This window comes from Maridesulfovibrio ferrireducens (assembly GCF_016342405.1).
Lineage (GTDB): Bacteria > Desulfobacterota > Desulfovibrionia > Desulfovibrionales > Desulfovibrionaceae > Maridesulfovibrio > Maridesulfovibrio ferrireducens_A.
The window spans coordinates 166,894-181,566 of record NZ_JAEINN010000002.1 but is presented as its reverse complement, the minus strand read 5'-3'; the positions used below and the strand labels follow the sequence as shown (position 1 = coordinate 181,566).

20 protein-coding genes are annotated in these 14,673 nt (G+C 43.6%); 11 read left to right on the top strand and 9 right to left on the bottom strand.

What is annotated here, in order from left to right; genetic code table 11:
• Nucleotide 1: 1 nt before the first annotated feature.
• From JEY82_RS02735 to JEY82_RS02720, 4 genes are all read left to right on the top strand, one after another.
• Nucleotides 2-595: a hypothetical protein gene (locus JEY82_RS02735; protein WP_304082331.1), complete on the top strand. Its 594-nt coding sequence runs from the start codon at nt 2-4 to the stop codon at nt 593-595.
• A gap of 94 nt (nt 596-689) precedes the next feature.
• Complete coding sequence (locus JEY82_RS02730) at nt 690-1,721, top strand: toll/interleukin-1 receptor domain-containing protein (RefSeq protein ID WP_304082329.1); 1,032 nt, start codon at nt 690-692, stop codon at nt 1,719-1,721.
• 169 nt (nt 1,722-1,890) lie between these two features.
• A complete protein-coding gene (locus JEY82_RS02725; RefSeq protein ID WP_304082328.1) occupies nt 1,891-2,151 on the top strand; it encodes a BrnT family toxin in 261 nt (86 codons plus the stop codon).
• Entirely contained in the window at nt 2,141-2,377 is a 237-nt protein-coding gene (locus JEY82_RS02720; RefSeq protein WP_304082326.1) for a type II toxin-antitoxin system BrnA family antitoxin, read from the top strand. The genes JEY82_RS02725 and JEY82_RS02720 overlap by 11 nt, the downstream gene beginning before the upstream one ends.
• Nucleotides 2,378-2,401: 24 nt before the next feature.
• Here JEY82_RS02720 and JEY82_RS02715 read toward each other — a convergent pair whose 3' ends face one another.
• The 6 genes from JEY82_RS02715 to JEY82_RS02690 all read right to left on the bottom strand — a co-directional run bounded on the left by JEY82_RS02715 (nt 2,402) and on the right by JEY82_RS02690 (nt 8,925).
• Entirely contained in the window at nt 2,402-2,626 is a 225-nt protein-coding gene (locus tag JEY82_RS02715) for a transcriptional regulator (protein ID WP_304082324.1), read from the bottom strand.
• 1 nt (nt 2,627) lies between these two features.
• Entirely contained in the window at nt 2,628-4,589 is a 1,962-nt protein-coding gene (locus JEY82_RS02710; protein ID WP_304082322.1) for a terminase gpA endonuclease subunit, read from the bottom strand.
• Nucleotides 4,567-5,136, bottom strand: a complete 570-nt coding sequence (locus JEY82_RS02705) for a hypothetical protein (protein WP_304082320.1) — start codon at nt 5,134-5,136, stop codon at nt 4,567-4,569. Before JEY82_RS02705 ends, JEY82_RS02710 begins: the two co-directional genes overlap by 23 nt.
• 100 nt (nt 5,137-5,236) lie before the next feature.
• Entirely contained in the window at nt 5,237-5,671 is a 435-nt protein-coding gene (locus JEY82_RS02700) for a hypothetical protein (protein ID WP_304082319.1), read from the bottom strand.
• Nucleotides 5,672-6,088: 417 nt separating this feature from the next.
• Nucleotides 6,089-8,455: a phage/plasmid primase, P4 family gene (locus tag JEY82_RS02695; RefSeq protein WP_304082318.1), complete on the bottom strand. Its 2,367-nt coding sequence runs from the start codon at nt 8,453-8,455 to the stop codon at nt 6,089-6,091.
• Between the two features lie 2 nt (nt 8,456-8,457).
• Nucleotides 8,458-8,925: a phage regulatory CII family protein gene (locus JEY82_RS02690; RefSeq protein WP_304082317.1), complete on the bottom strand. Its 468-nt coding sequence runs from the start codon at nt 8,923-8,925 to the stop codon at nt 8,458-8,460.
• Nucleotides 8,926-9,046: 121 nt separating this feature from the next.
• On the opposite strand from JEY82_RS02690, the gene JEY82_RS02685 reads away from it, so the two are divergent.
• Entirely contained in the window at nt 9,047-9,274 is a 228-nt protein-coding gene (locus JEY82_RS02685; protein ID WP_304082315.1) for a hypothetical protein, read from the top strand.
• On the opposite strand, the gene JEY82_RS02680 is transcribed toward JEY82_RS02685, so the two are convergent.
• Together JEY82_RS02680 and JEY82_RS02675 are read right to left on the bottom strand one after the other, a co-directional pair.
• Complete coding sequence (locus JEY82_RS02680; protein WP_304082314.1) at nt 9,255-9,434, bottom strand: hypothetical protein; 180 nt, start codon at nt 9,432-9,434, stop codon at nt 9,255-9,257. The genes JEY82_RS02685 and JEY82_RS02680 overlap by 20 nt on opposite strands.
• 155 nt (nt 9,435-9,589) lie before the next feature.
• Nucleotides 9,590-9,817 carry a helix-turn-helix transcriptional regulator gene (locus JEY82_RS02675; protein ID WP_304082312.1) on the bottom strand — a complete coding sequence of 76 codons (228 nt, stop codon included), beginning with the start codon at nt 9,815-9,817 and terminating at the stop codon, nt 9,590-9,592.
• Between the two features lie 79 nt (nt 9,818-9,896).
• Between JEY82_RS02675 and JEY82_RS02670 the strand changes: the two genes are divergently transcribed.
• Nucleotides 9,897-10,424: a helix-turn-helix domain-containing protein gene (locus tag JEY82_RS02670; RefSeq protein ID WP_304082310.1), complete on the top strand. Its 528-nt coding sequence runs from the start codon at nt 9,897-9,899 to the stop codon at nt 10,422-10,424.
• A 125-nt stretch (nt 10,425-10,549) separates the two neighbouring features.
• On the opposite strand, the gene JEY82_RS02665 is transcribed toward JEY82_RS02670, so the two are convergent.
• Nucleotides 10,550-11,632, bottom strand: coding sequence for a type I restriction endonuclease (locus tag JEY82_RS02665; RefSeq protein ID WP_304082308.1), 1,083 nt, complete (start codon nt 11,630-11,632; stop codon nt 10,550-10,552).
• A 589-nt stretch (nt 11,633-12,221) separates the two neighbouring features.
• On the opposite strand from JEY82_RS02665, the gene JEY82_RS02660 reads away from it, so the two are divergent.
• The 5 genes from JEY82_RS02660 (at nt 12,222) to JEY82_RS02640 (ending at nt 14,661) form a co-directional block, all read left to right on the top strand.
• Nucleotides 12,222-12,461 (top strand): hypothetical protein, encoded by a 240-nt coding sequence (locus tag JEY82_RS02660; protein ID WP_304082306.1) that lies wholly within the window; start codon nt 12,222-12,224, stop codon nt 12,459-12,461.
• Between the two features lie 115 nt (nt 12,462-12,576).
• Complete coding sequence (locus JEY82_RS02655) at nt 12,577-12,795, top strand: hypothetical protein (protein ID WP_304082304.1); 219 nt, start codon at nt 12,577-12,579, stop codon at nt 12,793-12,795.
• Nucleotides 12,792-13,310, top strand: coding sequence for a hypothetical protein (locus tag JEY82_RS02650; RefSeq protein ID WP_304082302.1), 519 nt, complete (start codon nt 12,792-12,794; stop codon nt 13,308-13,310). The genes JEY82_RS02655 and JEY82_RS02650 overlap by 4 nt, the downstream gene beginning before the upstream one ends.
• A 12-nt stretch (nt 13,311-13,322) precedes the next feature.
• On the top strand, nt 13,323-13,712 hold the full coding sequence (locus JEY82_RS02645) for a hypothetical protein (RefSeq protein ID WP_304082300.1): 390 nt from the start codon (nt 13,323-13,325) through the stop codon (nt 13,710-13,712).
• The gene (locus JEY82_RS02640) at nt 13,654-14,661 is read left to right on the top strand and encodes a site-specific integrase (RefSeq protein WP_304082298.1); all 1,008 of its coding nucleotides are present in this window, start codon (nt 13,654-13,656) and stop codon (nt 14,659-14,661) included. Before JEY82_RS02645 ends, JEY82_RS02640 begins: the two co-directional genes overlap by 59 nt.
• The last annotated feature ends 12 nt before the right edge of the window (nt 14,662-14,673 follow it).

Below are 14,673 nucleotides of genomic sequence, written 5' to 3'. Positions count from 1 at the left end.
AATGAACTACATGAAATTTGATATCAAAGGCCAGCCTGCAACTGAAGCCTATGAAGAAATGTTTAAAACACTATTACAAGAATCAGATAGAGGCGTTTTCATTGTTGCAACAGCCTTACTAGATAGTTTTATGGTAGAACTACTCCGATATGAATTAAAGAAATGCAATTCAAATAAAACGGTAAAAGAAGAGTTTATAAAATCTTTACACTCATACCATAAACGTATGACTGCTTGCCATGCTCTTGGTTTTATCCCCAAAGATGTGCATGATGAATTATCTTTAATAAAAAAGATACGTAATAGTACAGCCCATAATTATTCAAATTTTTCACTTGATGATATTGAAGATGAAATTATGAGACTATCATTAGCTGATGTAAATTCCAATGTATGGGATTTGTTAAATAAGGCTGAAAAGAAATCATCAAAGAATCCTGAAGAGGTATCAGTTAGTCGGCTTAAATTTATATTTGCTATGTCTGTAACCAATATGCTTTTTTATTTATCAGCTCCAATGAGAGGAATTGATTTAGATAAATACAAAGAATCTATTGAAAATATTAAACTAAAAGTTAAAGACAGGTCATCGTAAGACGGACTAAGCAGGTTACGGCTGGGACGAAATGGGTTGCTCGGATTTTGGCTGATGGTGTTCAGAAATAAAACTAACAACGAAAAGGGTTAAAATGAGTAAGGATATATTTGTAAGTCATGCTAGTGCAGATCATGCAATTGTTAAGCGTTTAATGATTTTTTTAAAGCTTGGTCTTAATCTGTCTAGTAATGATTTTTTTTGCACGTCAGTGGTTGGGTCAAAAATTGGACCAGGCGAAAATTTTATGAATAGAATTCATAACGAGATACAAGAACCCAAAGTTGCAATAGCGTTGATAACTTCCAATTATTTGAAAAGCCAATTTTGCTTATGTGAATGGGGGGCCATTTGGGCGAAAAAACATGATTTAATTCCTTTAAAAGTTTCTGACCTTAGTTTTAGTGATTTAGGATCAATTATTTCTAACTCACAACTACTTAATATTACAGAAAGTTCTGATCTAGGTGAAGTTTGCAATAGCATAATAAAACAACTAGAGCTTAAAGCTTTTGATGCGGCCCTATGGGACGACAATTTAAAAGATTTTCTAACCGATATTCCGCAAATAATTGCAGATACCCCTAGTCCAACCTTGATAACTCCAGAAAAGTATTCCCAACTAGAGGAGACTTTAGATTCATATAAAAACAGGGTAGATGTTTTAAAAGACAAAACCAACATGCAGAGTCAACTAATTGAACAAATAAAAAATGCTAAAAATAATGACGAAGTAAAAAGAATTGAATTTGAAGCTTTACCTCAAAAAGAACAGTTTGAAAAGTTATGTGATAATGTAAAACAACGACTTAATTCATTTAGTATATTCGTTTGTGACGTTTTTTACTACAATACTAAAGGCTTAGACCTTCCATACAAAACAGCAGATTATGAAGCATATCAGATACAAGATGCTTTGGATAAGACACTTGTATATGAAGCTAATGATGGATATCACATTGATGAAGAGAGTCCTAAAGCACAAAAAACAGAGACTGCAATCCACGAATTAGCTATTTTTATGGAAGAGAACTATGAAGAATTTGCTGGAATTTTTGAAGAAGAGCATGAAGAAAAATTCTCTTTAGATTCCAGAGAATTTTGGTCTATTTGCTTAGATGTATAAGAGCCCTAGGACAACCCCGCTCCGGCGGGGTTGTCTATTCCCTCTGAATACTCTTACCCCCCTGCCCCATCTCCGCAAGCAAACAACCATGCTCCTTACACTTATGATACCGAACCGTAATCCCGCTACCCCATCTTGACAACAAACAACAAAAATATACAATACAGGTATGCAGTTTGAATACGATGAAAACAAAAGTGCATCCAATTTAGAAAAACACGGGATTGACTTCAAACAGGCGCAAGCCCTTTGGAATGATCCAAACTTGCTGAAAATTCCGGCACGGACTCAAGACGAACCCCGTATTTTTTTTATTGGAATCATGAACGGCAAACACTGGTCAGCCGTAACAACTCCACGCAATGGAGTTACCCGCATTATATCAGTGCGCCGTTCCAGAAAAAAGGAGGTGGAACTTTATGAAAGCTAAAGAATTTGATGAAGCTTTTGAATCAGATCAGGACATAACTGAACAACTAGACTTATCCAAAGCCACCAGACCGAATAAAGACATTAAACGGGTAAACGTAGATTTCCCCGCATGGATGATAATAGCTTTGGATCGTGAAGCAAAACGGCTGGGAGTCAACCGACAGGCTGTAATCAAAACATGGATTGCAAACCGCATAGACTCACAACACCCCGCAGAACATTAATATACCCCGCTCCGGCGGGGTTACCTATTCCCCCTGAATACTCTTAACCCCCTGCCCCATCTGAGCCAGCAAACAACCATGCTCCTTACACTTATGATACCGAACTTTAATCCCCCCATCCCACTTAGGCGATGAAGTAACCGGAATCCTCACAGCTCCGCACCACGGACACACAGCGCCATCTTTAGGGCTGAATATCACGCCCTCTTTCGCTTTAGCCATTGCCGCCGCTATTAACTTGGCTGACATACTATCTACCGCCGTTAGTGTAAGGGTTTACTTTCTTTTTCGGAGCTTTCTTCTTGGTCTTCATACCCGCTTGCTTGTAAGACTTAACGCCCAGCAGGTCCGCAGCCGCAAGATTGTATCCGGCGATATCCCATGCATGGTTGGGCCTTCCTTTCGGACATTCCCAAAACCCTTTTTCATTCACGTATTCAGCGGTCATTTCCCGCGCCCACGCATCCGAAACTTCACTGTGCAGGTGATACGCTCCCGGATCAGCGGGATTAATGGCAAGGCGGTTGGATAAAGCGTTCTTGTAATGCGTCACATTCACCCGCAAAAGCTTAAGGCCGCCGGGAATCGGCTTGTTTGAACCGGGGAAAATATCAATCTGACTGTATGAAAACGGGCGGGCCATTGTCTGCTCACCTTTCAGCGGCAGAATTCGACCCCGATTCAGTCGGCAAAAATCGTAAACTTCATCTGTCCGATGCCCCATTGCATCTATTAGAGCCAGCCGCACAAGGTAAGGGTTGCCTTCTGCGTCCTTGTATTCCCGATCCCACAAAACTTCCGCCAAAGCTTCAAAGCTATCAACTTCGCCATCAGCAACCAGCCATGATTCATGCACCATGCCGTAACCCCACGCGCGGATTTCATAGGGAAAATAACCGCCCCTGCCGGACTGCGTATCAATGGCGGCAGTGAGACAAGCCACCACATCACCACCGGGAACAAGCAAGCGCGGACGATCATCTTTAAGCGCAAGAATCTTATCTTCACTGCGCTCCTGCTGATAGTTAACCCACGGTTCCGCCTTGTGAGAGTTCATGAAGTCTTTCAGCTTTTCGCGCCATTCAGGATTAAGGCCGGACTTCTGACCCCGCAAAAATGCGGCGGCTACTTCGGACAAGGAAACGAATCTTGATAGCCAGCTAGGAATATGAAAACCGATCTTCTTGGGCCGCTTCGATTTAAGGTAAGCTTCAAGCGGAGTGCCGGACACACGATCGAACCATGCGCCAAAACTTACGGCCTTATCCCGTGTTCCATCATCCCACTTGCAACCCATGTTCGGGCATTCGTACCACGCCAGCTTTTCAGCCTCGACCCGTTCGGCATGCTGGGAAGGATCAGCCGTTTCTCTTTCCGGCCATTTGATTTGATCAAAATCCATTTCATGCTCATGCCCGCAGATCGGGCAACGCACCTTATAGCCGAATACAACTTGCGCTTCGATATTCAGAGCCGTCCAGATAGGGCCGCTTTCATTTGTCGGTGTGGAAATTTTCAAAAATTTGCGATTGCGATAAGTACGCCCGCGCTTTTCCGCCAAACTGAGCGGATCAGCTTCTTTCTTGTTTGCGGTGGTTGGATATTTATCAATCTCATCAAAGAAAACATACCGGATAGGCTTCGATGCCAGACGGGATGCAGAGTGCGCCCAGCCCATATAGATCGGCATGTGCCGCAAGTTTATGCGGAGTGATGCTTCATCATCCGTTGAGCCAGTCAGATACTTGGATAGTTTAGGTGAAGTTTTAAGCATGGGCAGAACTCTATCCCTGCTCGAATCCTTCGCCGCTGTCATATCGGGATAGATGATCATTGCCGGACTCGGTTCGCGATCCACGGCATAGCCCAGCGCGTTAAGCAGCACTTCGGTTTTACCAACCTGCGGAGCGGCACAAACAACAACGGTCTGAACTCCGCTATGAAAAAGGCTATCCATTATATCGGTAAGGTAAGGCGTTACATCATTGCGCCACATGCCCGGTAAGGAACTGGATTCAGGAACCAGAATGCGCGACTGCTCCGCCCACTTGCTGACCTTGATCTTTTTACGCTTCCGCAAAATCTGCTTTTCACCACGGCTGAATGAAAAGGTGAACCGCTTCCCAATCATTTCCGGAGACAATGAAAAACGACCTACCGGAACGAGTACCGGCTTTCCGACCATATTTTTAACTATCGAACTGGCTTCCACTTACAAACTCCATTGTGATTTGATCAGTACGCGCAAACTCGCTCAGTAATTCGTCAAGCTCATCATTCATAAGCTGGATAAATGCTTCCTCATGTTCCGGATTACCTTCAACAGCATGGATTAATTCACGCCCTTTCATCAAAAACAGTTGGCGAAGGCCCGTATCCAGTACCGAAGTTTTACCAGCCATGAGCATTTCCACGCTTTCACGGTCAATGAGCTTGCCTTGTGTCTGCTCAAGTTTCAGCCGTCTAAGCTCCGCTTCGTATTCCTTGTCCTTGGCTTTAGCTTCCTGAAAACGCTTTGCCGAATCTCCAGTTAATCCTTCCTCATCCGGCTGGTCCGCTTCCACCTTTTTACCGATGGGAACCCAGCCAAGTTGCTGAGCAAGTTCTGAAATATCGTCTTCGTAATATTTGCCGCCGATGGGCTTCACCTGTTTGTTCTTCCCGACGTAATTAAAGAAGGTCCGCCGCGAAATCTGCCAGTTCTCCTGCCCGAACTGAACCCACGCCTGATTTATCGATTTGTGAAATTTTTCAACCATTTAAGTAGCACCTGAATTGTGAAAGTGACACGTTTGATACAGTTTGTGCAGTGTGCATATTTTTTAAAACATTCCGTGTGCAAAAGACTCGAGCCTCACGTTACCCGTGTTTCGCGAACCGCTGGGGAGTACCTAAAGTTAACATGGTGCTTGTAATTTTCTTCGGTGGTTCTTCACCGTGAAAAGGTAAGCGATTCAGGTAGCATAAACATATCAACGGCGCGGCCTTTTCGTATAGCTCCCACATTTGCCACACGGTTTCACCATTGGCCCTGCCCCATGCTTCATCAATGACCACAACCAAATCATCAGCCTTGTTCCGCTTGACCATGAACCGCTGGCCTTGTTCACGAATCATCCGGCCTAGCGTCTTCATTGCTTCATGCCCCGTTTCGAAAGTCTGCCAATGCTGATTGAATTCATTTTCCGGCATAGATTCAATACTGTCCTGCCTACACATACGGCAGTACTTGTTGAAAAGACTTTCAGGTTCTGCCTTTTTGTATTTGCTTTGAAGCTTTGTTAATGCGTTCATATTGGTTCCGGTTCCAAGGTTAAACCCGAGTCAACTGATGATTAAAACCACTGAGAACATTACTCTTTTTCTTTTCTGTTCCAGAAGTCCATGTACCAAGGCTAAAAACCAAATGCTGAGAGTATCGCGTATGCGTACGCGCCCACGCACGCATATAAGGGACTTTCACCCTGCACCGTGGACCGTTGGTACCACCGTGGACCGATCCAGTATTCACGGGGCTTGCCAAGCTTTGACACGTGGACCGTGTGGTACCGACACATTGGAACCGCTTCGCCGGGGGAAGCAGAAATTCCGAACATGTATTAATTTGTCCAGTAGGTAAGGCGTGGCTACGCCGCTGGGTTATTACTGAAGGGGGTGCGGGGGAAACAGCACAGGCCGCCCCACTTACATATATGCCAGTAAAGAAGTTCATTAGGCTGTAAGCTCGAACTTAGTTTTAATGCCTGAAATCATACGACAACGCCGCCCATCTACACGAGGACGAGTTTCACGCAGAGTCTTGACCGCTGAGTATAACTCTCTAAAGAAATTCTCTTTGTGCATGGCCTGATAGCCGTTTAAAGAACAGTATTCACGATAAGCCTTATAAAGTGAGTCCTTGGCCTCTTTAGCCCCGTCCGCAAGCTCACATTTATCTTCAACGAAAGCCTGAACTGGATTATTAAGCCGCCTGTAATCCATCAGCAGATCAATGGTTTCATCTGAGGATGAAAACCGCCCCTGCTCATACAGCCTATGCAGTCCGACCAATGCCCAATGAAAGATTTCGGACAATTCGTTTGCAACCAATTCTTTAAACAAGTTCGGATTGCGGTCTGGATCACCTTCCAGATATTGCCGCTTGAATTTGATGGGCAACATGCGCCTAAAAAAACCGTCTGTATTATCAAGCACACGTGGCAACTTGTTAGCGGCAAAAGCCAGCTTACAGAACGGCATAAATTCAAATGAATCTTTATGCTTAAATGCGCCCTGAATAGGGTCACCGGATACGACAGCCTTAAATATGGGTGTTTCCATAGCCGCCGAACCTATTTCCGTAGAAATGTTAAGCAGCTTGTTATAGAGACTGGCGCGCCGGAACTGGTCTTCCAAATCCTGAAAGGCAACTGCCGAACAATTTTCAGGTGAAACCAACGCGCGCGTGATATTTAGAAATGTTGATTTACCGTCCGAACCGTCACCCAGCAACAACAAACACTTTTCAAAGTGCGTATCACGGGTAAGGCTATAGCCCATGAACTCTTGAAGCTGGGCAATAGGTTCAGGTGTTTGAACCGTATCAGCCAGATATTTAAGCCAGCGATCACACTTAGCTTCTGAATCCGGATTGAAAGATACACCGAGACATATAGTGGAATAGTAATCGTGGTCATGCGGCTTTAGCTCAAGAGTTCTAAGATTAAGCATACCGTTTTGCAGACACACCCAATCACCTTGATCGTTGACCGCGCGCCCATGCGGAAGATTAGCTAAATTGATAGCCAGCGACGTTGCATCATTCACACGGGCGGTTGAAGCCTCTATGCCGAGATAATGAGTAGCCGACTGCTGAAGGTTGCCGCGTGAAATCTGTTCCCAGTATTTTGAGTTCCAGCGATACAACAAACCCGTCATATCATCAGCAAGCAAAGGCTGATCCCGTAGAAGCTGATCCGCCAACAAACGAGGCTTGAACCTATTATCAAGGAAAAAGGCCCACTCCCCGCCTGTTTCACAGCCCTGCGGAATCTCAACCTTGCGGGCCGTGGCGAACAGGGCTTGCAAATCCTTCGCCCCTTGCTTGAAACGCACAAAGAAGTCGGTAAGGTCGAGCCCGTCTTTTTCAGGCAAGCTACCGTCCGCATTACGGCCCATGAATTCCGGCCATTCGATAATACGCACCGAACGCGCCACCTGAACCAAAGACCGCGCCGCGTTTTCAGCATGAACCTGTCCCGGCTGGTCAGCATCATAAGCTATAATCACATCACGGCCCGTGAACGGCTCCATATGTTCTTTAGACCACTTAGCCGTCTTGGAAGTTTGAGTAATGGAACTGAAGCCGTTAGAAATAGCGCATATGGTATCCGGTTCTCCTTCGCATAGCAGAACAGGTCCGGACTTACTGAGCGTACAAGGTGCAGGAAACAAACGGGCATTACCGTAGCCCCTGCCCCACGATATGATCTTACTCTTCAAATTCGTGCCGGGCTTACGATAAAGGCGCACATTATAAAGCTGTCCATCATTGCCACGAATGGGGATAGCCACACGCATAGGCGCACCGTTAACAGGAAGTATTGCACCTTCACTATTTCGGAAAACCATCTGCATACGTAGGTCTAGCCGTTTGATAACGTCTGGATTCCAACCGCGCTCTTTTTTCAGAATGAAAAACCAATCATCAGGTAACAAAGCCATACGGCCCCATGCTGATTCCGGTATCACGACATTAGCACCGCGTTTACTAGGCTTACGCTTCTGCTGAACAGTGGTTTTAGATTGCGGCCCATCGTTTACGCCCTGTCCGAACTTCTTTTTAAATTCAGTAAAACCTTCATCATTGGGCAAACCGTTAACCAAGCTGTAAAGCTTGATCAAATCGCCACAGTCGGTGCATCCGGCAAGGCATTTAAAATAGTCGTCTTCAAAGTTGTAGCCAAAGGAAGGATTATCATCAGCATGAAACGGACATTTACCGTTCAGCCATTTACCCTCTTCTTTTGCATCCTCAAACAGTGAACGCGCTATGGTCTTGCGCTCTTCTTCAGATAGATGTGTTCCAGCCCACCCCATATTTAGCCCTTCACCATAGCTTTAATACCGTCACGCCAGTAAAGAGCTGTTGAAATCAGTTCCATTATCTCTTTATCAAACTGCTCAAACTCTGCCCGATCAATCTTGCCGTCTTCCATGATGGCAACAAATTTAGTTACGGAATCGCTGAATTCTTTAGTAGTCCGGTTCATGTCGTCTTCCAGACAGGCCGAAAAAATACCCGCTTCAGGTAGCGGGACAACCACCATATTCATCTGGTGGGCTATGGCCTCAAGCGGGGCCACTGATCCGCATGTCTTCATAAGTGGCACAAGGTCCAGCACGCCCATCTTCGCGGTGGAATCTTCGGGGTTCAGTTCCTTGTATAAGGTCCAGTGACTTTTGGTAGAACCGAAAGTCTGTTCTGTTATGACCTCAACCGACATATTATGATGCCGTAACACCATATTTTGAATTTCTACTGCTACGCTTTTGCGTGATTTATTCATGAATAACCCTCTAAAGTTACGGTCAATAATTAGGCTAATAATTAAGTAAATCATTACTCTTTTTATCTAGGTCCATCGATGATATCAAAAGCAATCAAATAAACTTTATAAGGAGAACTTTATGAGTGCTAAAGAAGATGATTCTCGCTTAAAACTTTTAAAAGCCGACAAAAAACTCATGTATCAGTTGATCAGGCAGGGCGATTTAATCGGGGAAAACTATGGCTACCCCAATTTAAGGGGAATGGATGCCATTTGCAGATACTGCGCAGACAAATATAATTGGCTACCTGATCAGACACGCCGATTAAACACAGAAGACCTCGTGATTATTCTTGAAGGTGTCTAATACGTTCTTCTGTAACTAACGTTTTGGACAGCACATACAATTTGTTCACATCCCATCCCAAGGCTCTAGCGAATTCTTTCAAAACATCGCTAGAGCCTTTTTCGCTTCCTTTTAATTTCACAGCTTTTTCAAACTGACTTGCTAACTCATTCTTGTTCATGACTTCCCCCTCCCCTTTTGACTTCCAAAGTTAAAACCGATCTGTAGTAGATAGCCCCTTCACTCTGGTGTTATTTAGCTTTTTAAGATTGATATAAATATTCGAAACAAACCGCGCTTAGTCAGGTCTGGTTTAAAGCGGAATGATGATATGTTTTATGGTGCCTCCGGTGGTGGAGGTTCATTGTTGGAGCAAAAAAGATCAGGGCGAAGCACTTTGAGCGGAAGACCAAGATTAATATGATACCGAAGAGCCGCTTCTCCAGAAATCATTTGTTGCTCTTTACAATGACGAAAAACCCCCGGTTTGCTCATCCCTACTTTCGTAGCGAGAGCTTCAAAGGTCAGCCCATTATCGGTCCGATATTTTTCAAGGTCATTCATAACGAGAAAGGTTACCGCGTGTTAACAAACAAATCAAGAAAATATGTTAACTCACGTAAACAAAATTCAGGCTAATCATATGAGCATGAGTACAAAACCATTCGACAAAGAAGCAGCACACGGCTGGCAAGCTGTTATGGAACGCATTAAAAAGCTTCGCACTGAAGGCGAAACCTTAGAAACCATTGGCAAAAGACTTGGAGTTTCCAAGGCGGCTGTTTCGCGGTGGTTGTCGGAAAATTTAGGCGGAGAAAAAAATTCTTTTGGAGATATGGTGCGTTACGCGAAGAAGTTAGGAGTATCTCCTCTTGAAATGTTTGGAGAAGAACCAAGCACGCTAACCCTGTTTAATAAACAGGTAGCTCATGAACTCACTGAAAATATACGACTGGCAGGATCATCAAATAAAAAAATTACAACTATGACAGGCATTACAACTGAAAGACTGGATACAATAACTTCAGGACAAGATTCTCCCACACCTGAAGAACTTTTTATTATATGTAAGAGTATTGATCTAAACCCAGCTATTCTTCTGAATAAAGCGGCAGAGCAAGCAAACATTGAAATAAATAGTGATTCCCAGCAAACCAAGAAATCAGCTTAAAAATTATCTATTCATCTGGAAAATCATTAAAAAAAGAATTCTCCCAAACAAAACTTTTCCTAATCAAATAATCCCCTGAAACCAATGTCTCAGGGGATTTACTTTTTATTAAACCAAATCGTGAATTAATCATTATACCTTGCAAGAGATTCTTTTAAACCATCAGCAAAAGAATAAATATCATCTACTGATTCAATAGGATGCCGAGTCTCATTCTTATCTGTATCTAGCAAACCTAAATATTTCTGCCCTGTATTGAAGTGCATACGGCAAAGAGGCTTACGGTTATTATCGTCAAGCAGAACTCCACAATAGCTTTTAGTATCCCTCATAATGACTCTGGAAGGTTCAACAACTTCCCGCAAAATAGACTTAATAATGTGATAACCTTCTATTTCCTCTTCAGTAGTAACAACCTTTGGAGCTTCATCTTCATCATAGTTTTCAGACTGAGCCTTATTATCTGCAATATGATTACTAGAAGGAACAGCTTCACCTGTCATTGCACTTTTAAGTCGATCATTAATAATTTCATTGATACAATCTTGAGCAGCCTGCACCACTCTATCACGAAACTCTTCAATCACGGTTGCGCGTAACGGTCCGGAATAGACCTGCCCTGCAAAAAGCCTTATAAATTCATCACTAGGATCTTCAAACTGATTAGCTAAAAGACGCTTGATTTCTCGTGTATACTTTAGATTTTGTGCGGCATACATAGTTGAATTTTCATCAAACTGCCCATTAGAAATTTTTCTTAACTCTGGTATTAAAGCCTGTTCTACTTTCTCAAAATCAAAAACCATAAAGGGTTTTGCGTCCATCAGATTCGGCTTATCCAAATCAGAAAAAAACTTATATGTTATTCCATCTGTCAAAATAGCCACACGAGCAGTCGGTGTATTCTGGAAATATCGATGTAATTGATTAGCTTTGCCCTGATCAAGAGTACATCCACAAGCCTTGCATTCCATAAGCATGATAGGATTGCCGTCTTTCATAACAGCATAATCAACCTTTTCATTCTTTTTGGTTCCAGTATCAGAAGTAAATTCAGGAACAACCACTCTTGGATCAAATGTGTCATAGCCTAACATCTGCAAAAAAGGCTGAACTAAAGCATTTTTAGTGGCTTCTTCAGTAGCTAAGTGTTCTCTCAGCTCGTTAACTCTAATTGCTAAGGCATTCACTTTATCAGCAAAATCCATATCCACCACCTCTCTTAAATTTAATATTTTCAGCTCAACATAATAAACTTAATCATACATAGAATAAAAAATGTTAACGCTCAGTAACTTTTAGTCTTGACGATAAAGTTTACACGCGGTAACTTATTTTCAACACAACGACCACAAGACCAAACGCACCGCGCGAAACATCCGGAGCAAGTACGCCTTGAATCAACGTGTTAATAACGTGAGAGGTATATCCATGAAAATAAGACCTTTTAATCTAATGATTTGTCTGTGGGCCTGCATAATGGTCTTTGTTTTCGCTTTTTGTGGTTACAAACTTGCCAAAACAAATGAATACACAAACGCACCATTAAGTCCGTCGAGTTCTTCAATAGAGCTTTATACGGACAAAAATACAGGCGTTCAGTACTTCGGCAATCAGAACTTTCTTAGGGTGAGAGTAAACAAAAAGGGAAACCCTTGCGGCTCTTACTAATTTAAAATTTTCGAAGTCTGTGAAGGGCTACATAGATATAGACACCTCCTCACTAACTGTGGGTGTGCCGGAACTCCCCTTTCCGGCCCCCTCACAGGCTTCGAACAAGAAAAAGGAGATAACCTTATGTCTCTACACGTAATCTTTCACCGCAAAGTCACCTTTGAAGCGACATGCACTTATTGCGGCGCGCACGAATGGCTAACCAGTGCGGAGGCCGTGAAGAAGTTCACCAAAGACCATGAAGACTGCAACAAGCTTTACGAGGCCGAGTATGAGCAATCCTTATGTGAATTACGAATTGGCGAAAATACAGAAGCAATTACAAGAATTGCGCCCACACATGACGAACAAAGGCATGTGTAAAATTGGTGGCTTAATAGTGGAACTTACGGACCTTAAAAACGATGCAGCCCCGCAGAACCATATTTCGACAGACGAAAACGACTGTCACCGTGGCTGTCGTTACAACGATTAGATCATGTTGAAAGCTGGACTGCGAGTGCAGGTAAAAACAAGCATCCGGAAACGTCCATACTTAGCATATGTTGATCGGCTCGACCCGCGCGGCTTTTGGGTAGGATTCAAAATTGTAAACGGACGCATGAATAAAACACGACTCTGCATATTCAGACCAAAACATGTAACCGCAATAGAAACCGAAGCAGGTTTGCGGTGCATATTTCAGGAGGCTTTATGAAAAAACAAATCACAGAAAGACATAAGATAAAAGGCTTTGATTATGAGGTCGATGAAAAAGGCCGTGTGTTCAGCACTAAAAATTATCCCGGTTACGGCATAGGCTGGCAAATGATGCCCACTAAGCCGGGCTTAACTCGCCTTCCACAATATACTCTCCGCCGAGACGGTGAAAGCTTCGTTTTCCGTGTTGATCTACTGGTAGAGAAATATTTTGATTCAACCGAATTTTTTGACGGCACTTGGTTCCGCAAAATGCGCGCGGAATCTAAAAAGCATAAAGCCCTAATGCGCGCAACGTTTCTTGAAAGTAAAAAGCTGGCGAAGGAAACCGGAAAAGCAATAAATGCTCCTGCCCCTGAAAAAAGTAGTCACACAGAAAAGAAGACCACTCCAAACACTTACATACCGTGGTCAAACACAGAACAGCTTATAGAAAACTGCCGTATCGATGAAAGTTACTCTGCCGCGCTTGGCGGAGATTCAAGAGACGCACAAATGTGCCCGTTGAGATAAGGATAACCCACCATGAATCTTACAAGCACCCTGCAATCCCACTTAGGCCGCCGCTATTCTGCCGAAGACGTAGCAACAGCATTTGCGAAATCCAAAAACTGGGTTTATAGAAATGCAACCGCTATCGGCGGTGTTCGCATGGGAAAAGAATGGGTGTTCTTTGAAATAAACATGGTCAATTGCCTCACCAGAGGAACAGACGATGCCAATACAGCGAAAAAACAAGACCACACAGAAGAAGGAATGGTTCGCAAGGATAACCTTGCCGAATGGAAAGCAGAAAGAAAAGAAAGCTTCGACCAAGAAAGAAGCCTTGGATTGGGAATGTATGATGAGGCAGAGGTTGAGCGAATTATCCGCGACCCCGACCCTTTCAATCTCCTTGCACAGTCTCACCACTAGACACCTTGAAGCGCAAGTAGCCAAAGGGATCAGCCCCCGCTGGTTTCTGGATAAAAAAATGGTGCTTAAAGAGCTTCTTAACGCTTCCGGAGTAAAGCCGTTTGAACCTGCGGTTAATCTGGATCACGAAACAGTTCGTAAATTCCTTGATAAAATAGCCTCTATAAAAACGGGGCACAGGGCAAACAGATACCGCCGCCATATTCTTAGAATGTGGGCATGGGGTAGCAAGGCTGGACTGACTAAGGGTGAATGCCCTTGGAAAGTAGAAAAGTATAAGGAAATAAAAAATCCACGCTATATCCCTACAGAGGACGACTTCTGGAAGCTCTACGAAATAGCCGATCAGGTTCCGGACGGTTCAAGCCATAGAACAGGCGTTTACCATTTGGAGCCGCACCGAAAAACGCTCCTGCTTACCTTCCTGCATACTGCGGGTAGAAAATCCGAAATTCTGAATCTGAAAAAAGAAGATCTCGACTTCTCAGCCCGTAAAATACGTTTATGGACTGCCAAGCGTGACGGCGGTGTTGAATACGATTGGATTCCTATGACTCAAATACTGCACGATGAACTTATTAAACATCTTGCCCGGCAAAAGCTTAACTTCCCGTTCACGGAATATGTATTCGTGAATCCAGCAACAGGCCGGAACTATTCCAGTGTGAACAAGATGATGGAGCGCATGTGTAAACGAGCAGAGGTAAAACCTTTCGGTTTTCACGCTATCCGCCACCTTACCGCTTCTATTCTGGATAATAAAATGATCCCTATGGCGGATATTCAGGCAATCTTACGCCATAAGTCACCGGAAACCACAGCAAGGTATATTCATTCAATCAGAGGCGTAAAAGTGGCACTGGATGAAGTGTTCGGAACAGGCAAAGTTATTCCGCTAAAAGGCAAAAAAAAAAGCCTCCGCAAAAGCGAAGGCTTGAAAATAAGGTGAGTAAAGCAGTGA